This window comes from Leucobacter celer subsp. astrifaciens (assembly GCF_001273835.1).
GTDB lineage: Bacteria > Actinomycetota > Actinomycetes > Actinomycetales > Microbacteriaceae > Leucobacter > Leucobacter celer.
Genome location: NZ_JHEI01000134.1, coordinates 215,718 through 236,296, shown reverse-complemented (window position 1 = coordinate 236,296; position 20,579 = coordinate 215,718). Strand labels below are relative to the sequence as shown.

General features: G+C 63.0%; 18 protein-coding genes and 1 pseudogene. 11 read left to right on the top strand and 8 right to left on the bottom strand.

Going from position 1 to position 20,579, the window contains the following annotated elements:
- Nucleotides 1–314: 314 nt before the first annotated feature.
- The 5 genes and pseudogenes from AMS65_RS19025 to AMS65_RS05125 form a co-directional block, all read left to right on the top strand.
- Nucleotides 315–935: pseudogene (locus tag AMS65_RS19025) on the top strand (recombinase family protein); the annotation flags it as partial.
- Nucleotides 936–1,538, top strand: coding sequence for a recombinase family protein (locus tag AMS65_RS05145; protein ID WP_241489360.1), 603 nt, complete (start codon nt 936–938; stop codon nt 1,536–1,538).
- Nucleotides 1,535–1,957 carry a hypothetical protein gene (locus tag AMS65_RS05140; RefSeq protein WP_157502095.1) on the top strand — a complete coding sequence of 141 codons (423 nt, stop codon included), beginning with the start codon at nt 1,535–1,537 and terminating at the stop codon, nt 1,955–1,957. The genes AMS65_RS05145 and AMS65_RS05140 overlap by 4 nt, the downstream gene beginning before the upstream one ends.
- A 375-nt stretch (nt 1,958–2,332) precedes the next feature.
- Complete coding sequence (locus AMS65_RS18675) at nt 2,333–5,803, top strand: SIR2 family protein (protein ID WP_075200854.1); 3,471 nt, start codon at nt 2,333–2,335, stop codon at nt 5,801–5,803.
- A gap of 346 nt (nt 5,804–6,149) precedes the next feature.
- Nucleotides 6,150–6,458 (top strand): hypothetical protein, encoded by a 309-nt coding sequence (locus AMS65_RS05125; protein WP_157502093.1) that lies wholly within the window; start codon nt 6,150–6,152, stop codon nt 6,456–6,458.
- Between the two features lie 93 nt (nt 6,459–6,551).
- Here the strand turns inward: AMS65_RS05125 and AMS65_RS19775 are convergent, their stop codons facing one another.
- The gene (locus tag AMS65_RS19775; protein ID WP_162231752.1) at nt 6,552–6,902 is read right to left on the bottom strand and encodes an HNH endonuclease; all 351 of its coding nucleotides are present in this window, start codon (nt 6,900–6,902) and stop codon (nt 6,552–6,554) included.
- 888 nt (nt 6,903–7,790) lie between these two features.
- Here AMS65_RS19775 and AMS65_RS18665 point away from each other — a divergent pair.
- Nucleotides 7,791–10,235, top strand: a complete 2,445-nt coding sequence (locus AMS65_RS18665; protein WP_083451499.1) for an AAA family ATPase — start codon at nt 7,791–7,793, stop codon at nt 10,233–10,235.
- A 402-nt stretch (nt 10,236–10,637) separates the two neighbouring features.
- On the opposite strand, the gene AMS65_RS05120 is transcribed toward AMS65_RS18665, so the two are convergent.
- Entirely contained in the window at nt 10,638–10,826 is a 189-nt protein-coding gene (locus tag AMS65_RS05120) for a hypothetical protein (protein ID WP_053383077.1), read from the bottom strand.
- A gap of 19 nt (nt 10,827–10,845) precedes the next feature.
- Nucleotides 10,846–11,652 carry a replication initiator gene (locus tag AMS65_RS20625; protein WP_368664696.1) on the bottom strand — a complete coding sequence of 269 codons (807 nt, stop codon included), beginning with the start codon at nt 11,650–11,652 and terminating at the stop codon, nt 10,846–10,848.
- 638 nt (nt 11,653–12,290) lie between these two features.
- On the opposite strand from AMS65_RS20625, the gene AMS65_RS05110 reads away from it, so the two are divergent.
- Complete coding sequence (locus AMS65_RS05110; protein WP_053383075.1) at nt 12,291–12,611, top strand: preprotein translocase subunit YajC; 321 nt, start codon at nt 12,291–12,293, stop codon at nt 12,609–12,611.
- Nucleotides 12,612–12,672: 61 nt separating this feature from the next.
- Here the strand turns inward: AMS65_RS05110 and AMS65_RS05105 are convergent, their stop codons facing one another.
- Entirely contained in the window at nt 12,673–13,194 is a 522-nt protein-coding gene (locus AMS65_RS05105) for a PadR family transcriptional regulator (RefSeq protein WP_053383074.1), read from the bottom strand.
- Nucleotides 13,195–13,328: 134 nt separating this feature from the next.
- Between AMS65_RS05105 and AMS65_RS05100 the strand changes: the two genes are divergently transcribed.
- Entirely contained in the window at nt 13,329–14,402 is a 1,074-nt protein-coding gene (locus tag AMS65_RS05100) for a serine hydrolase domain-containing protein (RefSeq protein WP_053383073.1), read from the top strand.
- A 10-nt stretch (nt 14,403–14,412) separates the two neighbouring features.
- On the opposite strand, the gene AMS65_RS05095 is transcribed toward AMS65_RS05100, so the two are convergent.
- On the bottom strand, nt 14,413–14,949 hold the full coding sequence (locus tag AMS65_RS05095; protein WP_053383072.1) for a CGNR zinc finger domain-containing protein: 537 nt from the start codon (nt 14,947–14,949) through the stop codon (nt 14,413–14,415).
- Nucleotides 14,950–14,974: 25 nt separating this feature from the next.
- Between AMS65_RS05095 and AMS65_RS05090 the strand changes: the two genes are divergently transcribed.
- Complete coding sequence (locus AMS65_RS05090) at nt 14,975–15,187, top strand: hypothetical protein (RefSeq protein WP_053383071.1); 213 nt, start codon at nt 14,975–14,977, stop codon at nt 15,185–15,187.
- 3 nt (nt 15,188–15,190) lie between these two features.
- On the opposite strand, the gene AMS65_RS05085 is transcribed toward AMS65_RS05090, so the two are convergent.
- Nucleotides 15,191–15,859 (bottom strand): FadR/GntR family transcriptional regulator, encoded by a 669-nt coding sequence (locus AMS65_RS05085; RefSeq protein ID WP_053383353.1) that lies wholly within the window; start codon nt 15,857–15,859, stop codon nt 15,191–15,193.
- Nucleotides 15,860–16,172: 313 nt separating this feature from the next.
- Here AMS65_RS05085 and AMS65_RS05080 point away from each other — a divergent pair, with 313 nt between their 5' ends.
- Nucleotides 16,173–17,882 carry a 2-isopropylmalate synthase gene (locus tag AMS65_RS05080; protein WP_053383070.1) on the top strand — a complete coding sequence of 570 codons (1,710 nt, stop codon included), beginning with the start codon at nt 16,173–16,175 and terminating at the stop codon, nt 17,880–17,882.
- Here the strand turns inward: AMS65_RS05080 and AMS65_RS05075 are convergent.
- Both AMS65_RS05075 and AMS65_RS05070 read right to left on the bottom strand, forming a co-directional pair.
- On the bottom strand, nt 17,869–18,495 hold the full coding sequence (locus tag AMS65_RS05075) for a response regulator (RefSeq protein WP_053383069.1): 627 nt from the start codon (nt 18,493–18,495) through the stop codon (nt 17,869–17,871). The two genes, AMS65_RS05080 and AMS65_RS05075, sit on opposite strands and share 14 nt — an antisense overlap.
- Nucleotides 18,492–19,715, bottom strand: coding sequence for a sensor histidine kinase (locus AMS65_RS05070; RefSeq protein ID WP_053383068.1), 1,224 nt, complete (start codon nt 19,713–19,715; stop codon nt 18,492–18,494). Before AMS65_RS05070 ends, AMS65_RS05075 begins: the two co-directional genes overlap by 4 nt.
- Before the next feature lie 171 nt (nt 19,716–19,886).
- Between AMS65_RS05070 and AMS65_RS05065 the strand changes: the two genes are divergently transcribed.
- Nucleotides 19,887–20,453: a GlcG/HbpS family heme-binding protein gene (locus tag AMS65_RS05065; RefSeq protein WP_053383067.1), complete on the top strand. Its 567-nt coding sequence runs from the start codon at nt 19,887–19,889 to the stop codon at nt 20,451–20,453.
- Nucleotides 20,454–20,579: the final 126 nt, after the last annotated feature.

Sequence of the window (20,579 nt, the reverse complement as noted above, 5' to 3'; positions counted from 1 at the left end):
GTCGACGCGCAGATCAGAGCGTCATGAGCCTCACCCGCCGAGGCGGCACCGCCCCGATTCCCTTGATTCCATGCGGAAACTAGCTTCTGAACCCGTGGTCGTCTGTTCCCGCAGCGCCCAATTGCTTCCACCGACGGAAAGCCTCCAACTCATTGCGAGTGGGAGGCTTTCGACGTTTCTGGATCCATTCCGGCCTGATTAGTGGCCGTTTTGCGTTGTTTCTGGAAGTTTTCATGCGTTTCAGACGCGAGTGACAGCCTTGCGCATTGGGTCTCACGAGACGCTTACACCCGGGTTCGCGTGTGGTGGTGGGCATGCTGGGTTGGGTTCCGCGTCTGCGGAGCCTTTCTCGTTCCCGACTGGCGTGTCGGAGAAAGTTCCCATCCCTTATGTCGCTGCTTGCTGTTGCCCCGCCTGCCCCATCTTCTTCCTCTGTAGCTCCCACTGGTCATGTCGAGGATTTGAGCGCTTCGCCTGATCTGGTGTTGCGGCCGGTGTTGTATCTGCGGGTGTCGACCCGGGAGCAGGCGGAGCGTGGAGGGGAGCGGGAGGGATTCTCGATCCCGGCGCAGCGGCAGGCGAACCGGAGAACCGCGCACGGGCTTGGCGCCTGGGTGGTGAAGGAGTTCGTCGATGCTGGGGAGTCGGTCCGTTCTGCTGCACGGCCGGCGTTGAAGGAGATCCTCGAGTGGATCCGCGTGAACCGGGTGGACATGGTGATCGTGCACAAGCGACCGGTTGGCGAGGAACCGTACCGATGATGTGCAGATCACGCAGGCGATCGCCGACGGGTGGGTGCCCGGCTGGTGTCGAGTACCGAGGCGATCGATGAATCCCCATCGGGCAGGCTCGTGCACGGGATCATGGCGTCGATCGCCGAGTTCTATTGTCGTAATCTCGCGACTGAGGTCAGCAAAGGGCTGCGGCAGAAGGCCATGAACGGCGGTACTCCGAGCAAGGCGCCTGCCGGGTACCGGAACGTGCGAACCTTCGATGCACAGGGACGCGAGGCACGAGTCGTGCAGGTCGATGAGGAGCGAGCGCAGATCATCCGGTGGGCGTTCACGACCTATGCAACGGGGGAGTGGAGTTTGCATCGCCTCGCCCGCGGGATGGCCCAGCTCGGATTCACGCTCCCGACCAGGATGGGGAAGCCGCCCAGGGAGTTGACGGTGAGCTCGCTGCAGAAGATCCTCCACAACCCGTATTACTGCGGGATCGTCACCTACTGCGGTGTCGATTACCCGGGCAGACACGAGCCACTTATCGAAGCCGCGTTGTGGCAGCGGGTGCAAGACGCGCTCACAGCGAGGCGGAACAGGAGCACCGGTGACGTGCACACCCACTATCTGAAGGGATTGCTCAAATGCGGTGAGTGCGGATCGTCGATGATGTTCAACCGGACCCGGAACAACCACGGCCGGCTCTACTTCTACTTCGTGTGCCTCGGGAGGCACAGTGGACGGACGGATTGCATGTTGAAGGCGCAGCAAGTGCATCGGGTCGAGCAGGGGTGCGGGATCTCATCGGGCGGGTGAGCCTGACCTCGCAGGAGCGCATGGTCGCCGAGGCGGGTCTACAGGATGCAGACACTGAACGTGCGGAACTGCAGGCGCGGGAACAGGAACTGCGTGGGGAGCAAGAGCGCGTGCTCCGTGCATACTACGTCGACGCGATCACCACCAATATGCTCAAGCGTGAGCAAGACCGCATCCGTCGGGAACTGCTCGACATCGTGAAACAACTCACCGTGTATGTGCAGCAGACCCGACATGTGGCCATGCAGATCACGGAAGCGCTGGATCAGCTCGAGAACATCGACCAGCGCCTCGACACAAGCAACGATCAGGAGAGACGCGCACTTTGCCGGGCACCCTTCGAGAGGATCGAGGTCCATGGCGACGCCACGGTCAGCGGAGGGCTGGGCCTGCTGTTCGACCGTTCTCTTCGAACCTAGCAAAGTTGCGTAGACCTCGGATTCCAAAGCGGCGAAACCGGGTTCCCGTGGTGGTTGCCATTGTGAGCACTGGGGGTGTTCTTCCTTGCTGATAAGAACCGAAGCGCTACGCGAGTGTACTCGGCTGTGGTGTCTTGACGGCCTTCGGCGGCGCGGTCCTTGCTGCCAGGCTTGGTGAGACGCTTACAAGGGCCCTGACATCCGTGCGTCGGGATGCAGTGACGCGATGCGTATGGACACGTGGAATCTATGCTCCGGTAGATTCTTAGTATCAAGCCAACAGTATGGATCACATCGGATGTTGAGCTGCCGGTCGAGTTGATTGAAGCTCACGCCAGCGGCGAACTTGTGCTGTTCGTTGGAGCGGGCGCATCAGTGAACTCGCCGTCGAACCTGCCGCCGTTCAAGAAACTTGCTCAACAGATCGGTGAGTTTGCGAGAGCCCCATATCCGGACGAAGAGCCGATCGATCGCTTCCTGGGTGAGCTCTCGGACGGATTCGATGTCCACGGTCAGGTCAGAGACCTGATTGATCATCCTGACTCCGAACCGAACGATACACACAGGGCTGTTGTCGAGCTTGCGGCGACGAGCAGGCAAACTCGTATCATCACCACGAATTTCGATGTGCATCTCAGCGAAGCCGCCGACCAACTCGGGCTGCCGCTCGGTGAGGTATACCACGCCCCGGCCCTCCCTGTCGGACGTACTTTCACCGGACTGGCTCACCTGCATGGGTCGGTGAAACGCTCCAATGAAGACCTCGTTCTAACGGACCACGACTTTGGGCGTGCGTACCTGACTGACGCGTGGGCGACGCGCTTTCTTCGACAGGTGTTCCAGCACTACGTCGTCTTGTTCGTCGGATTCAGTCACGATGATCCGATCATCAACTACTTGGGACTTGGGCTGCCGAGCGGTACGCGTCGCTACATTCTCACGAGTAAGCCTGGGGATCCTCGGATGAAACGGCTCCGGATTACACCGATCGGTTATCCGCCCGACGACGGCCATGCCGCGCTGACAAGGGCTCTCTCGGAATGGACGAAACGTGCGTCGATGAGTGCGCTCGATCATCAAGCAAGAGTGCGCAATATCATCGAGGGCGGACCGCCGAAGAACCCGGTGGATGCCGACTACCTTCGTCAGCGGCTGGAAACACCGGACGGCGCGTTTGATTTCGCGGGTTTCGCTCGCGGCCCTGCGTGGCTTCATTGGCTAGAGGAGCAGGAGATCTTCCTGTCGAACTTTGCGACTGAGCCCACGTACTTGCCCGGCGATCCCAGATGGGATGCCGCCCAAAGGCTCGGCACCTGGTTTGTCCAGCGATTCATCGAGGATTCCACGCATCAGGGTGCCGCCCTTCAGCTCCTGCGGCGTCGTGGTCAGCGCATGGGCAATCACCTGTTCCGAATGGCATCCGGCGCGCTAAGCGGAGCATCGGACATGGATGCTGAGGTCCGACGCCGATGGCTGACGCTCCTGGCAACTTCGATACACGGACAGACCGCTTCGCCGGCGCTCGATTCTCACTTCTCAAAGAGGGCGTACCCGAGCACGACTATGAACTTGGCACTGCTTCGTCAGGCATTGCATCCGAGTCTCACTGTTGATGCTGACTATTCTGGCGCTTTAGCCGACGATGAAGCACCGGACAGGGTGCCTTCTGTTGACTTGGCTTGGCCTATCTCGCCGCGGGTGCTGAGGGACTACTGGGAAGCACTCAAGGACGCGGGGCTCCAAGTCGATCATCGATCGGGAGCGGTGTTCGAGCACGCACTTCTTGCGGCTTACGAGTTGCTTGCGGCATGGGACTCCAGCGATCGCAACTTCGACAGGATGTCCTTTCGCCGGTCGGCAATTGAGCCACATGCTCAAGATCGATTCCGCGAGGTAACCGACACGATAATTGATGGGCTGCGAGAGTACGGGGAAGCGTCTGTTGCCGATGACTTGGCATTGATCACGAGATGGTGGAGCCTGGAGCACAGGCTTTTCAGGCGGCTTGCCGTTCACCTTGTCGGGCAGTCGCCTCACCTCGATGCGAGCGCGCGCCTTGAATGGCTCCTTGACCACAATTTGCTTTATGACTCGTCCGCCAAACACGAGACGTATGTAGTCCTCCGTGCATCGGTTGCGAATGCGAGCCCGGAGGTCCGTGCGCGTGTACTGGAGAATGCCGAGCTCGGGCCGCGCGGGAGAGTGCGCGAGCCTGCCAACGATCGTGACGTGGACTATACGAAGTTCAATCTGCTCATGTGGCTGACGCAGGCTGATTCCACGTGGGACGAAGCACAAACCGCACTAGGTGTGATTCGAAGTGAACGGCCGGATTTCAAGCCCCGCGAAGGACATCTCGACTTCGGGCATTGGTCCGAGTCTGGCGTCGTAGTAGATAGCCCCCCGGAATCGCTTGAGGAGTTCACCGGCCGTGTTCACGCTGATCCTGCGACAGCTCTACGTTGGTTGCTTGGCCTGGAGTACCTAGACCGGGACTTCAGCGGAGGCGTGACGTGGGCTGGTGCGCTCCGACTTGTTAGCTCGCTCTCCGAATCGAATCCCTCGCTCGGCCTCGCATTTTGGGATGCGCTCGCTGCTACCGATGATGAACGAAACCCCGTGCTTTGGCAGGCGCTCGTCGATGGGTGGAGCGTCGCAGATCTTGGCGAGACCCGCGCCCGGATCAGCCGTGTGATTACGATGCTGTCTGACGATGAGAACAGTGCGCCGATCCTCGCACGCTTTCTTAGAGATCAAATTCGCACCTACGGCGTGGATCTCGATGCGGAGTCAGGAGCGCAGTTTCGTGAGATAGCACGGACGCTCTGGGACACGCATCGTGAGGCCTTCGTGCATCAGGAGGACTTTGAGCCGTCGAGCCTTGCGCTCAACACTTGGCCAGGGCACATTGCTGAGTACTGGATCCTTGAGATCAGCCGACGTTGGAGCGGCGATACGGACAACTGGGCCGGGCTGAATGCAGAAGAATGTGACGCTCTTCTATCGCTGATAGGCGGTCAGACAGCAGCCTCAGATGCCACCCACCCCGCGCTGGCGACCGAGGTCTTTTTCCTCCATGGTGCAGACCCAGACTTTACAGTCGAGCACATCTTTCCGCTTTTCGAAGTACCAGGCCGCGAACGGCTCGCATGGGAGCCGTTCCTCTACCAACCACGATGGAACAACCGCTTCTTGAAGCACGGATTCCTGCGGCTCGTGACCGAGGCAGCACCGAAAGTGAGCGGCCTTGCGCGTCATGGATTGGAGAGCCAGTACTGGATGTTCCTGGCGGGTATTCTGCTCTACTCAGATATCGGACAAGAGGAGCGCACACGCATTCTTGACCAGCTGGTGATCGAAGACGAGGGTATCCGCATCGTGCCTTTCATCGACGAACTCGCGGACATCCTCGACAACGATGAATCGGGAGGCGCTGCTCAGCACTGGGATACATGGCTCGGTGAGTATGTGCGTCGACGCTTTCTCGGCCACCCCAGGACTCCCAAACCGCAGGAGCTTGAAGCGTGGGCTGACCTAGTCATGGTTCTTGGGGATCGTACTGATGAGGGCATCGCGCTGGTACTCGAACGTCCGATCGGATTCCGTGACGACTTCCGATCGCAGGATATTCCTCCAGTGTTTGTCAGCCGGTTCGGCGCCCAGATAGTTACCTACCTCGCGCATCGTGTCAGGAACACCGCGACGATCAGCCTCATGCTCCGCTATCACGTCGAAGAGATAGCTGAAGGGCTTCGGTCTGGCTTGGGGGCAGAGACCCTGGGGCCGCTACTGGATGCTGCTGCCGAGAAGGGCATCGTATTCTCGTTCGAACCGGACGAGAACTGAGAAGGCTTTTGTTTTGCAACAAGAGACGAACCCACGCCGCCGCCGACGGTGTCAAAGAGAGGCACATAGTGAGGGCAGCCGCTAATCGATGTCAATGGTCCGCGGGAGCGTCTCAATATGCCTCATGAGTTGCTTGTCATCTGCAACCAACGCTGCCTGGACTTCTGATGCCCAGCGGCTCGGCTTCGTGTCGTAGGGATTTCCTTTCTTGGAGATAGGGGAGGTAGCGCGAGTCAGGATGATGCCGTGCCGACAGCATTACGAAAAGCACGTGGTGCCCTTCTTCTAGGTCTAAAACTGATGGAGGTTGTTGACAGTCGGGTCTTCCTGATAGAAGGAAGATCGCATGTCATCATCAGAACGCGAGCTCGAGCGTCGAGCCAAACACAAACTCGCTGACCGGCTGGGAGCGAAGCCAGGCCTTGCCCTCCTCGCCCACGCGGCTGAAATGCAGAGTATCTTCGTGCTGGCCCGAATCGATAGCTTGACCGATGCAGCAGATGACCCAGCAGCGAAATGGATCACCCGCAAGTCAGGCGAAGTGGGCTTGCAGCTCAGCTACTCCCGGCTGCAACGAGCCGGGCTACTGGCAGACCCCCGCATCGCCGGTTTCGAGTTCGACTTTAAGCTCAAAACCAACCCGTTCAGCCTTTAGCCGTATGGCTGGCCTTTTGGATTTTTCGGGACTCATTGATCGAAGGGACACCCCGCGTAGCCGAGGCTACTTGTTGCTCCTTCCTCGGTCTTGTTAGTCCTTCGCCGATTCATTCAGAAGGTGTGGTCGGTATCGCGCGAGCATCTCGATTGCGAACTCTACTTTGTCATCCACGCGTTGTCCTTTCGGATGACGTGAAGACCATAGCTCAAGGTTCTCAATCCGGTTGTCATCGCGCTTACCATTGACATGATGCACCGTTTCATCAGGATGTAAGGGGCGACCCAGCCGCTTTTGCATTTCCCAACGATGCTGCTTGATCTGTCTTCGTTCTCCACCGACTGCGCAGACAAGTTCAATGTATCCGCCAACGGTGTGTTGCGGTGCCCAAGTATCTGGATCATCAGGATCGGCCGAACGCTTCTCAATGATGGCTGCGTCCATGTCCGTTCCAGCCAGAAAGCGCTGGTAGTGTGCGCCGCAATAGCCCCTTGCAGCCTTCCGCTCTTTTGGTCGGCTACATCCGTGGTGTGCACACTCTCCGTCCTCCCACCGCGCGGGCCGAATCGGTGCATCAAGAGGAATCCCGGTCCGTGCTCTCGCGTAATGTGCGCCACACATTCCGGCAGCTCGCACGTTGCGTGTACAGCCTTTTACTTCACACTTGCCTTGTACAGCCTTTGGAATTGGGCCGGGCGGGCCAACCTCACCTGTGGCCACGAACCGTGCATAATGCATCGCACAGTAGCCGCGCCCTTGCCGTCTTTTCTCGCAACCATCGACGCTACATGTGTTCGAATCGTATGTAGGCGTTACCCTCTTCAGAGGGTCGCCATACTTCTTCCAACGGCGATAGTGTTTGTCGCACCAGCCTCGGGCTGTTGCCATCGAATGACATCCATCGCAAGCGCAGGTGCGAGTAGCTTTGCTATCCGACACTTCGCTCCCAATTGATACTCGACTCTCTTCGTAACTTTACATGCCGTTTATGTGGTGAGAGCATCTGTGAGAAGTCACTTATAAGGATCAAGGGCGCCGTGCCTGCTCGCCCTCCCCAACCCCTGAGCTCGGCGCTGGCGCGCCGTGCTCGGTGCCCTCCCGGGCTGCGCGTACCTGCCTACCCATAGCAAGCGTCCACGAGCCCCCTAGGACGCACATCCGATTGTGGCTCATGCACCGCCGCACGCCTGGTTGTCTATTCGAGCGCAGTTGACCTCTCTGTGACCATAGTTTGTGCAGACCTGTGCGGGAACGGCTCCGCCTGCTCAGAAAGATGCGAGGATGTCCTGAGTAGGGCAAAGCTGCCAAACTGAAAGGGCAGGGTTGGAAGCTATGGAACGGCCAGAAACAGATGCGCTCACCATGTTCACATTCGAGGAGATCTTGGATGAGATCGAATCAAAGCAGGCATCTGCAAAAACGCAAGTGGATAGCTGGGACAGGCTGAAAACAGTCGCTATAGAGCTCGCGGGAAATCCCGCGTCAGAGAAAGACCCGCTTCCAGTCGATGCAACTTGGATTCTTGAGAAAGTGTCAATCCAGGGCTATCGAGGCATTGCCAACAACGAGCCATTGGTTCTTGTATTTGACCCGACGCCAGGAATCACAGTTCTTCACGGGTTAAACGGGGCCGGAAAATCCAGTATTAGCGATGCTATTGAAATCGCTCTAACTGGTGAGACTCCAGCGAAGACAGGGGGAACCGCTGGCAGAGCCGCCCTATGGGACCCCATTCATCTGGCGCGAGGGGCAGCAATAGCGCAGGTCGAGGTTGTGCTTTCTGCCAAGGAGTATCGGTTGACACTCCAAGCTGAAATCGACTCAGCCGGCAACGTCCAGACTCACAAAGCAGATCTTTCTGGCCCCGGCGGTGTGGCAAGCATCGAGCTAGACGCAAGCTGGCGCCAGAGCCTTGCTAGCCATCAGCCAGTGTTCGCATACGCGTCCCTTGAAAGACGAGTCCAACTAAGCAGAGACCTAGCTGAGTATTTCGAGGGGCTCTTGGCTCTTGGTGGAAGTTTCATAAGCCTTCAGGAAGCGATTGCTGGCAAGGCAGGCGAGTCGGATCAGGCACTTGCGAGGTGGCAAGCAGCAAGAACCCGGGCTATGAAGGACATTGCACAAATCGACGCCGATCATGGACCTCAAATTGCAGGACCACCTTTGCCTGCTGTGGAAGAGCCCGCTGTCAAGGACAATATGCAGGAGTGGCTTGAATCGTCTGAGTTGCTTCAGCTTGGGACCGCCTCATCTCCCTTGCCTCGGGACACCCGACAACAGCTTGCCGATGCTGCAACGAATGTGGCTGCCGCAATACTCACGCTCGAAGAGGCAAGAGTGACGTCAGAACAGGGGCTTGCAGGATCCCTTGATGCGCTCTTCAGCGAAGCGACGAACCTTAGTATTGAAACTGATGTGTGTCCGGTGTGCGCAGAGCCCCGTCCAGGGTGGCTCCACACTCTAAAAGAGACAGTGAAAGCGAATACCAAGCTTGCTCAGTTCCGTCGGGACGTCGAGGCGAAGGTGCGAATCTTGAGGGCGCTGACAGAAAGCCATCTCTCGCCGGTGCTCCTAGTGGCGAATTCTGCCTCTCCAGATGATCCAATTCGAGATCTCTCTACGAGTGCCTCAACTCTTGCGCAAGCGTTTACAGAGGCTATGGCGACGCAGTCCCCTTCGCACTACAGCGTGCTTAGTGCTGCGACCAGCTTGTCAGAGTGGTTGGTTTCCCAGGAAGCTCAGATCCTCATTGATGAGGCCGTGGTTCGAACCGACGCGATCAAGCAGTGGCAAATCGCACGGACAGGGGCGGTGCAGTCGTTCCTCGCTGTCTGGCAGGCCGACGGCGAACTTGCTGCGGAGTCGATTGATTGGAAGGAAACGACGAAACGCTTGGGTGACCTTCAAAAGCACCTTCGGGCCAAACGGAGTACAACGCTGGAAGGCAGAGCAAGTTCTAGAGTCGAGGAGTTGCTGTCTGACGCTGAACTTCGTTTGCAGAGCATTAACGTTCTTTCAACCAAAGCATCAATGGGGCTGGCGGACAGGGAAGGCAACAAGGTTGAGCTTGGGATGCTTAGCGCAGGCCAGCGAAATGCTGTGCTTCTGGCACCGCTACTTGCCTCTGTTGATGGTGGACCCTTCGGATTCTTGGTCCTAGACGACCCTGTCCATGCATTTGATGAACTCAGAATTGACCGCCTAGCGGACACATTGTCTGAGATTGCCGAGTCTCGACGAGTGATTGTTATGACCCATGATGACCGGCTGAAAGAATACCTGGCTTCAAGGATGGAGGATTGCGATACCAGGTTGGTTAGTAGGTCAAACACCTCTGGCGAGGTTGAAGTGTCGGATAGTAGTCATTTCTGGCAGGAGCTTCTTAATGATGCAGTAGAAATGCGTGAATTTGCCATTCGTGAGGCAGGCTCTACTGGGGAGATCACAAATGCGTTGAGGGGGCTGTGCCGGATGGCTATTGATAACGCGCTTCGCACATTCACGCTGCGCAATGCGGTGCTCAGGGGACGTGATGCTTCGGCAGACCTGATCGATCTTGATAGCGTGCACATCACCAATGAACGGCTCGAACGTGCAGCAACATTCTGGGAAGGCGAGCCCTGGGAAAACCCAGTGCTAAGGGCAACTCAGGAATGTCAGGTTCACCTGCCGCTATGGAATCAGGCGATTCATGGGAATCAGCATCTGACTGATTTCTCTCGAGATGAAATTAGGGACGCGAGAAAAGCTTGCAAGAAACTCACGATGAAGTCTTGAGCGCTGGATATTCAACCGGGCGGTTGTTGGTCGTGGATATTCGTCAACGGATCGAAGTAATCGCAGTCAGAAGCGCACGAAAATCATTTCCTGAAAGTGATTTGTCAGTGCAACAGTCGCGTATCCGCCAGCTACTCGCGTTCATCCCTGCCGCTTATGGACACAAAGCGCCTTTGCATGAGCTTAGGGGGGCTGTCAGGACGGCGCGTCATATCTACAAGCGGTCATCGGATGTCCTCCATGGTCGATCAAGCATGGTCAATCTCCATCCTGTGCTTATCGACGAGTGGATAGCGTTTGTGGACGAACTTGAAGCGATGACCTCTGACTGACAATGTTGGATCGATTCATGGATGTGGAGACAGCAGGGTGTGGCCGCGAAGAACGCTCTGAGGCCTACGGTCACTGTAAGCGAGCGGTGGGGGTGTCATTGGCACTGGCCACGCCCAGCGCGAGTGCGCGGCGGTGCAGGCTTAGCGCTGCCGCCACTACCTCATCGCTGTACTCGCGCTTCGTGTTGAGCTTCGGTTTCTCGATACCCAACAGCATTGCCAAGTCTTCAGGTATGGTCTGACGCCGTGCGCGTTCCATCGCATACGCCTTGCGAGACTCATTGGAAATGAGCGCGAGTGTGACCCGAAAATGACCAGCCCCACCGCTTCTCAGTGCTGTGAGAGACCGTGATCGTGTGTGCGCTCGCTCCGAAGTTCGAGTGTCGGTTCGACTGACAGAACCGCGAATGCACAGGGCACGCCTTGTCTCGCTTTGGAAGGTCTATCAGCCACTCGGACAAGGCCCCGTCGTCGAATGCGATGCTGGCGAAGTCGCCCGGTTCATAGGTGCCCGTGTCTCTCGGCAGGCAAGTGCACGCCAACCCTTGCGGGCACTTCGGAGAGCAACGCGCCTCCCGCGCGGCATCCTCGCACGCCCCAAGGTGAGCGGCCAAGCGCGCACCGCGTTCACCATGCTCGGCAACGTGCCCAAGCAAGTCTTTCGCCATGTATTCGACTACCTTGCCGATGTAACGGACAGTGCTCGCCGCACTCTTCTTGGCGTCATCGTTCGCGGCACCGATCACGCCAAGGTCGCGCACATCGACCTGTTCACCCCAGGTTGCTTTGAACCCATCGAACGCTGTAACGCGCACCTTCGCCGTAACGTCGCGCACTGTCTCAGCGACATCGGCAGGAGCATCAGCGGGAAGGCGAGTCAGGACGTGCACATGTTGAGTGCCGCGCAGTTGCAGCTCGCGCATCGACACATAGGCAAACTCAGGTAAAGCACGCCGCAGATAGGTGAGCGTGTAACGCCAGAGTTCCCCGCCAGACTCTCGCTTCCAACGAGCCTGCGAACGATAGTCATATCTCTTACTGTCTACCGGGACGCCGCGTAAGTGTCGCTCACGGGAACTATGCACCCGCCTACACCGCAGCGTGCGGGCCGATCATCCCGGCGAGATGGGATGCGGTGAACCCAACCAAATGACGGTGCTGTGAAGGTTGCGAAGAGCAGCCGTGCAGGCGAAGGAAGATCGGTCACTCCGTCTGCGATGATTTGCGACCAGTCGCGTCTGAAGATCAGGGCGCAGTGAGGGCAGGCGAAGAACGAGCGTGTGCGACACGACACCGACGCGCTAGAGGGGGTCAGATACGGACGCACACACCGCGAGGCCGCAACCTCACGAGCGGCGGCCACGCGGGCAGGGGGGAGCGAGTTATCCTGAGGCATGACGTCCCCAGTCGCGCCACCTGAAATACGAAAGGTGAGCGCGAGACAGCCCCCCATCGTGACAACAAACTGACAACACTTCGCGGGGAATTGCCGGAATCGAGGGGCGTTCAAGTCACTGAGGAACGACGTAATCACGCGGCAGAATGACTAAGCCGAGACGATGCATAGGGCCGGGTTCGAGTTCGATTCTCCCAGGATCCACCGACACCGTGAAGACCCCCGCCTCGGCGGGGGTCTTCACGTCTTTCCGGGGGTGTCGCCGCCGGGAGCGGCGAAGCCTGAGACTTCTGCCGGCCCCGCTCGGATCCGATTTACAATGAAGTCATGAGGGCTCAGCGGAGTGGCGGTGCGGTCCTCGCCGCGCTCGCGCTGACCGCGCCAGTGCTCCTCTCCGCCTGCACGAGCAATACTCCCCGCAATGAGCAGGGAGGGATCGAGGGCACCGTCGAGAGTCTTCGCGAAGACTCCCTTGTCCTCCGCGTCGGCGATGACACGATCCGCGTCGACACCTGGGCGGTCTGCGGCGACGACACCCGCAGGCACATCTCGGAGGGTGATCAGATCACCGTCTTCGGCGAACTCGACGTGATCACCTACGACGCCTCGGAGATCCTTGACGCCGTCGGCGAGTCGGCCTGCCCCTGAGCGTCAGGTCACCCGGATCACCGGAGCACCGGTTCACCGGATCACCCGGAGCGCCGGGCCCCTACGGGTGCGGCAGGTATTCCTCCGCCCACCCCAGTGCGGTCCGGCACGTGGCGAGACCGTACTGCAGCGTCGCCAGCTGGAACCGGGCGACGTCCTCGAACCCGCCGGGCACCTCGGCGCGCGAAACCTGAGCTTCGAGATGCTCCAAGCGGCCGAGCTCATCCCGAATGCGATCTCGGATGTGGGCGGCGACGATCGGTCGCTCAGCAGCATCCAGCAGCCCGAGGAAGAACGCGCGGGCGAGCATCGCGGTCTCGGCATCGCTCCCGGACAGGTCGTCGAGCATCCAGCGGCGGAACTCGGCCCGTCCCGCATCCGTGACCGCGTACACCTTCTTGCCCCGGCGCCCGCCCGAGGACTCGACGGCGATCCGCTCATCCGCGAGCAGACGGTCGATCGCACGTTTGATGCTCCCGGTGCTGGCGCTGTAGAACAGCGAGACTCCCGCCTCGAAGTTCTTCGTCAGCTCGTAGAGGCTCTGCGGCCACAGCATGAGAAGTCCGAGAATGACGTGGGCCATACGGTCGAGTCTAGTTCTTGACGTCGCTCGCACTATCTACTAGACATATCTATGAGATATATAACCATCGAGGATCGCCGCGAGGTCGCCATGAACATCGAAGCTCCCATCGTCCCTGCCGGAGTGAGGCTGCCGTGAGTGTCGATGCCGCCATCCGGAAGTCGCTCGAGCGGATACAGCGGCCGGTCGGCCGAGGCTTCCCCGTCCCGCCCATCGCGCTCGTGACCGGCCCGAGGCTCGAGCTGGTCGCCGGCGATCCCGACCAGCCGTTCTGGATCGCGAGCATCGACAAGGTATTCATCGCGACCCTCATCGCGCAGCTGTTCGACGACGGGCACTGCCACCCGGACACGCCGCTCGGCGAGCTCCTGCCCGCAGACGAGGTCGCTCCGCTCCCAGCGGCGGCCGGTATCGACAATGCGCGTGACGTGACGGTGCAGCACCTGCTCTCGCACACCTCCGGCCTGCCCGATGTCATGCTTCCGCCGCGCGGGTTCACTACGGAGTGCTCGATCGACGCGGTGGGGGCGAACCCCGCCCGGGTGTGGACCGTCCCGGAGTTCCTGAGACAGGCCGATCATCTCCCGCCGTTCGCCAGACCGGGGGAGCGGTTCCTCTACAGCGACACCGCCTACCTGCTGCTGATCCGGATCATCGAGGAGGCGCGAGGCGGCGGTTTCGGGGAGCAGCTGCGGGACCGGATCCTCGATCCCTGCGGGATGGCCGATTCCGCTGCGTGGGTGGACGCCGGCGCCGAGGAGATCGACGATCTCGTTCCGAGGCTCGCGCCGTTCTGGCTCGGGGATCCCGGACGCGACGACCGGCGAGCGTTCGCGCCCAGCCTCACCTGGGGGAGCGGCATGGGCGGCCCGTCGACGGCGAACGATCTCGTGCGGTTCCAGCGCGAGCTGCACGGCGGACGGCTCTGCGATCCCGCGTGGATCCGTCTCTTCGGGGCGCCGCGCAGCAGGTTCCGCCCCGGCATCCACTACGGGACGGGAATGGTCGCCCTGCGATTCGGGGGTTTCTTCCCGCTGCTGCGCGGCTACCCGGAACCCGTGGGCGGCCTGGGGTACACGGCCACGCACATGTTCTACTACCCGGAGCAGCAGACCCACGTGGTGCTGAACTACCACGCCCATCGGAGGATGCAGGCGAGCTTCCAGACCCACATCCGCCTCGCGGGCATCATCAACCGCTACGGATAGCCCGCCTTCGTCACGCCGACCGAGCCCGGTGGCGCCGCACCGCAGCCCTGTTCGCGCATCGCACCGAGCAGTAGCGTTGCCGGCCGTTGCGGGTGACATCGACCACGACGGCCGAACAGGGATCCCCCGGATCCTCGCCCGCCGCGCAGCGCGCCAGGCGGTGCATGCCGCGGGTGGCGAGGTGCAGCGAGGTGCCGACGCTGATGACGGCTGAGAGCACGTGCGCCAGGGAGCGCGCGTCGTCGTCGCGGTAGTGCAGGTGCCATCCCTCGTCGTCGTGGTCGGTCAGGCGGGGGTAGGCGGCGGCCTCGGCCATGAGCGCGTTCAGGATGCGGGCCCGCTCGCGGGGCTCCGCGGCGTCCACGGCACCGAGCCAGTCGTCGATGACACGGCGTACGCGATCGTGATCCTCGGGCTCCTCGGGGAACCCCACCGTCATGCCGAACTCGCGCGTGCGGGCGACGATGCCGCCGCGGTCGGCGGGCCAGTCGTTGGCGAGGGAGGCTGCCAGGAGCACGGCGTACTCTCCGTAAGGGTTGAGATGCATAAGACCATTACAGCACAGTGGAAGCATGATCAGGAGAGACAGCGATTCCCGTCACCGCGGCAGTGTCGTTGCCGGAACCCACGAGCACGGCTGGTACGTCGAGTCGCGGCACGCCACTTCGACCGGATACGTGCTCTACGTGCGCTGCGGCGACTGCGGCACACGACGCGTCGACGTCCAGGAGCGTTTCGAGGCGCCCCCAGGGGCGCTCAGCGTCGAACTGCGGTCGCTCGGCTGACCCTCACGCGAAAGCCCGCTTGAGGTGCAGCAGATGCGAGCGACTCAGGGCCATCGCGCGATGCGCATCGCGGTCGGCGATCGCCCGGGCCAGGTCGGCGTGCAGATCGTGATCGGCGTCGTCGGCGTGATCTGCGCGGAAGCGGAGCAGATCCATCATCGCCTGACGCAGCCGAGGCGTGAACCCGTCGAACAGCTCGGCGAGGATCGGGTTATGCGCAGCGGCGACGATCGCGCGGTGGAAGGCGGTGTCGGCGTCGACGAGACCCTCGGATTCCGTGCGCAGCCGATCCCGGTGCTCGAGTGCGCGACGGATCGCCCGGAGATCGGCGGGGGTGCGCCGATCCGCGGCGAGACCCGCAGCCTCGGTCTCGATGGCGATCCGCGCCTCGATCACCGCCACGATGTCGGCCCTGCGCAGCACGGCGTCCCAGTCCTCCGGGGCGTCGAGCGCGGTGACGAACACCCCGGACCCCTGGCGGGAGGCGAGCACACCGCGCCCGGCGAGCTGGCGAACGGCCTCGCGGAGCGTGGAGCGGCCGACGCCGAGCTGGGGGGCGAGCGTCGTCTCGCCGGGAAGCCGCTCGCCGAGGGCCCACTCGCCGGCCCTGATGCGCTCCAGAAGCAGATCCGCCGCCTGGTCCGCCAGGGGTGCCCGCACCACTCGACTCATCATCCCGCCCGTCCACTCGCGCATCCGTCTGCCTCAACTCATCAGCTTGTCTGAGGAGTTGTGTTACAGTCTAGCCGTGATCTCATTCGGGTTCCTCCTTCTTCGCCGCCACGGCGGGGCGTAGCCAGACCGGCTCCCCGACGTGGAGTCGAAGCCTGTGCCGGTCGCACGAATCGAACTCGAAGGAATCGCCTTGACCGTCACCGCTTCTCACACCGCCCACACCGCTTCGCCCGCTGCCGCGGCTGCCCACGCCGGCGCTGCCTCGCCGCCCCACGCGGCTCCGTTCTGGAACGGGCAGCGCCCCTCTCGGATGCCCTCGCACCGCTACTCGGATGTCTACTCCCGAGTCGAGGTGCCGCTGGTCGACCGCGCCTGGCCGACCCGCAGACTCGACGCCGCGCCCCTGTGGGTGCCGGTCGACCTGCGCGACGGCAACCAGGCGCTCGCCGAGCCGATGGACCCGGCGCGCAAGCGCCGCTTCTTCGAACTCATGGTCGCGATGGGGTACAAGGAGATCGAGGTCGGGTATCCCTCGGCCTCCCGCACCGACTACGACTTCGTGCGCTTGATCGCCGAGACGGATATCGCCCCCGAGGACGTCACGATCGTGGTGTTCACCCCGGCACGGCGCGACCTCATCGAGCGGACGGTCGCCTCGATCCGGGGCATCCGCAACCCCGTCGTGATCCACATGTACACCGCGACCGCGCCGCTCTGGCGGAGTCTCGTGCTGGGACGGGATCGCGAGGAGCTGCTGGAGCTGATCCTCGCGGGCGGACGCGACGTGCTCGAGTTCGCCGGTGACCTGGACCGCGTGCGCTTCGAGTTCAGCCCGGAGGTGTTCAACCTCACGGAGCCCGACTTCGCACTCGAGGTGTGCGATGCGATGACCGGGCTCTGGGAGGCGACGCCCGAACGGCCGGTCATCGTGAACCTCCCCGCCACGGTCGAGATCGCCACGCCGAACGTGTACGCCGATCAGATCGAGTACATGCACCGCAACCTGGCGCGTCGGGACGGTGTGATCCTCTCGGTGCATCCTCACAACGATCGAGGGACGGGGATCGCGTGCGCCGAGCTGGCCGTGCTGGCCGGAGCGCAGCGCGTGGAGGGCTGCATCTTCGGCAACGGGGAGCGCACCGGCAACGTCGACATCGCCACGCTCGCGCTCAATCTGCACGCGCAGGGGATCGACCCGATGATCGACTTCTCCGACATCGACGAGGTGCGTCGCACGGTCGAGTACTGCAACCGGATCGAGGTGCACCCGCGTCACCCCTACGTCGGCGATCTCGTGCACACCGCGTTCAGCGGCACCCACCAGGACGCCATCAAGAAGGGCTTCGCCGCCCACCGGCGTCGCGCGGCCTCGGAGGGACGCGAGGAGCGGGAGATCACCTGGGACGTGCCCTATCTGCCTATCGACCCCGCGGACATCGGTCGCGACTACGAGGCCGTCATCCGGGTGAACTCGCAATCGGGCAAGGGCGGCATCGCCTATCTGCTGGAGACGGAGTACGGCATCGAGCTGCCCCGTCGGCTGCAGATCGACCTCGCCGGCCGGGTCCAGGCCCACACCGACGACTCCGGCGATGAGGTCTCGGCCGCGCAGATCTGGGACATCTTCGCACGCCACTACCTGTCGGATCCGGCGGAGGCTGCCGCGGAGCTCGTCGCCTGCGAGACCTTCGAGGCGGGAGAGACCACGCGCACGCGCATCGTGCTGCGCGCACGCGGAGAGGAACGCTCCACGACGCACGAGGGGGTCGGGCCCGTGGAGGCGCTCGCCGCTGCACTGGCCGGACTCGGCATCGGGATCGAGGTGCTCGAACTGCACCAGACGAGCATCGGGCCGGGAAGCGGCAGCGAGGCGCTGACCCTGATCGAGTACCGACGGGACGGACGGACCGGCTGGGCAGCCGGTCGCGCGGGATCGGTGCTCGCCGCGAGCCTGGCCGCCCTGATGCGGGCGGCCACCGCGAGTCGCGAAGCAGGGGAGGGATCGCTCAGAGCCGGATGAGGCCGCGTTTGATCGCCGTGGCGATCGCCGTCTGGCGATTGTCGGCGCCGAGCTTGGTGAAGGCGTGGTGCAGGTGCGTCTTGACGGTGGCCTCGCTCACCAGCAGCGTTCGTGCGAGGTCCCGGTTCGACAAGCCGGAGGCCGCGAGCTCGAGCACCTCCAGCTCGCGAGCCGTGAGGGCGTCGTCGGGGCGCTGCAGCCGCTCGAGAAGCCGCGCCGCGATGGGGCCGGCGATCGCGGCGGATCCGCCCGCCGCCGACCGGATCGCGCTGAAGAGCGCGGCCGGTCGGCTGTCCTTCACGAGGTAGCCGACGGCACCCGCCTCGACCATCCGCACGATGTCGGCGTCGGAGTCGAACGCCGTGAACGCGATGATCCGCGCTTCGGGACGTGCGCGCAGGATCAGTCTCGTCGTCGCCGCGCCGTCCTCCTGGTCGGGCCCGAGGTCGAGATCGATGAGCACCACCTCGGCGCGCTGTTCGACGGCGAGTTCGACGGCCTCGCGCGGATCCCCCGTTTCAGCGACGACCTCCAGATCGGGTTGGGTGTCGAGCAGCGCCCGAATGCCGTGGCGCAGCACGGGATGATCGTCGACGAGCAGGATCCGGATCATTCGGCGCCCCCGGGCGATGGCGGTGAGGAGGCTGAGGGAGCCGAGAGCGGCGAGGATCCCGGTGGCGTCGACGGCGCAGCGGGGACGACCCCGGCGATGACGGTGCCCTGTCCGGGAGCGGATTCGAGGCTGAACGAGCCACCGAGATTCTCGACCCGCCAGGCCATGGCGCGCAGGCCGTATCCGCCCGCGTCGGCGGAGAGATCCGCCGGTGCGAACCCGACGCCGTCGTCCGCGACGTCGATGCCGACCGCGTCCTCGAAGAAGGTGAGTGTCACGCGGACCGACGACGCCCGCGCGTGCTTGCCCGCGTTGACCAGCGCCTCCTGCGCGACTCGCAGCAGGGCGTGGTCGACCTCGTCACCCGGGTCGTGCTCGTCGCCGATGACCGAGAGCGTCGCCCCGTGCCGTTCGGTCAGCTCGCCGAGCGCGTCTGCGAGCGAACGGTGGTCGCTCCGGGGCCGGGAGAGCCCATGGAGCAGCCGGCGGGTCTCGGCGAGCGCCTCCCGCAGCACCTCCCGGGCCTCGGCGACGGCTGCGGGAGTGCGACCCGTCGCCTCCTCGTCCGATTCGAGCAGCAGCAGCGCGCTCGCGGTGCGCTGCACCACGGTGTCGTGCAGCTCGCCGGCGACCCGGTTGCGCTCGGCGAGGGCGCCTGCCTCGCGCTCGGAACGGGCGAGCTGCTCGCGTGCGTCGACGAGTTCCTCGATGAGGCGACGCCGGTTCTCGAGCGCTCGATCGAGTGCATCGTAGGCGAACGACAGCACGAGGCCGCCGAAGAACGGACCGAGCACGAGCCCGAGATCCTCGCCGTTCGACATGAGGAAGAGCCCCGTGCTGACGGCGACCACGATCGCGCCCGAGGCGATCGTGGCGAGTCCGCGGCGCAGCACGCGGTGCACGGCGAAGAAGAGGGCGAACGCGCACCACCCGAAGGAGGGGGCGATGACGGCGAGGGGAAGCCAGAGCCCGGTGGCCACGAGCACGCCGACGCTCCGCCTGACGGGGTGCGGCGGTCCGATCGCCGCGACGGCGTAGGCGGCACCCGATCCCAGAGCGAGTAGCAGCACCGGCACTCCGTCGTCCGCGAGAGGGTGGTAACTGAAGTACTGCGTCGCGCAGACGATCAGCAGCACTGCGAACCCGATGTCGACCGTGAGGCGCATCCACGCGAGCGGACGATCGGGAGCGACGTGATTCGGAACGGGATGAGCTGGCATTACAGCCAGTATCGTGCACGGCATCGCGGGGCGCCTCAACCGATCGATTGAATGGAGAGCAGCCGAATCGTCGATGCGCCTCGGCGCGGTGCGCGGAACGCTGGATGGTACGAGGGGCACGGCCGTCGAATCCGCGGCACCGCCCCGAACCGTATACGCAAGGAGCACCGCATGAACACCACCCGTCGTCTCGCCATCGTCCTCGCCGTCGCACTGGGCGGCGCGACCGCCCTCGCGGGCTGCACCGCGCAGTCCGGGGGTCCGGCGCCCTCCGCCGCGGCGCCTTCCGCGAAAGCGGCCGTCGAGGTGAACGAGCAGAACACCGTGGCGGCGAGCCGTCTCGCAGCCGAGACCGCGGCCACCGCCGCAGAGGCGGCGCTGGCGCAGTGCGCGGCGGACGGACTCGGTTTCGTGTCGGTGGCGGTCGTGGATCGCAACGGGGATCTGCAGGCCTTCGTGCGGGGCGACAACGCCGCGGCCCACACGATCGAGGCGGCCCGCCAGAAGGCATACACCGCCGCCGCTTTCGGCGCGAACACGAGCGACCTGGTGGAGCGAGCGGACGAGAACGGTCTGCACCGGCTGCCCGGCACGCTCTTCATGCCCGGAGGTGTCTCGGTGAAGCTCGGGGAGGCCTCGATCGCGGGGATCGGCGTGGGCGGGGCCCCGTCGGGCATGGACGATCAGACGTGCGCGGCGGCCGGTCTCGCCGCGATCGAACACGAGATCGCCGGCTGAGCATGGAGCTCAGCGGCCGTATGCGCCCGAAACCCGCTCGACGGAGCGGAGTTCGTCGCCCGGCGATTGCGGGCAGCCTCCTCATCGCGGCGGCGCTGACGCTCTCGGCCTGCGCGGCCGAGGGCC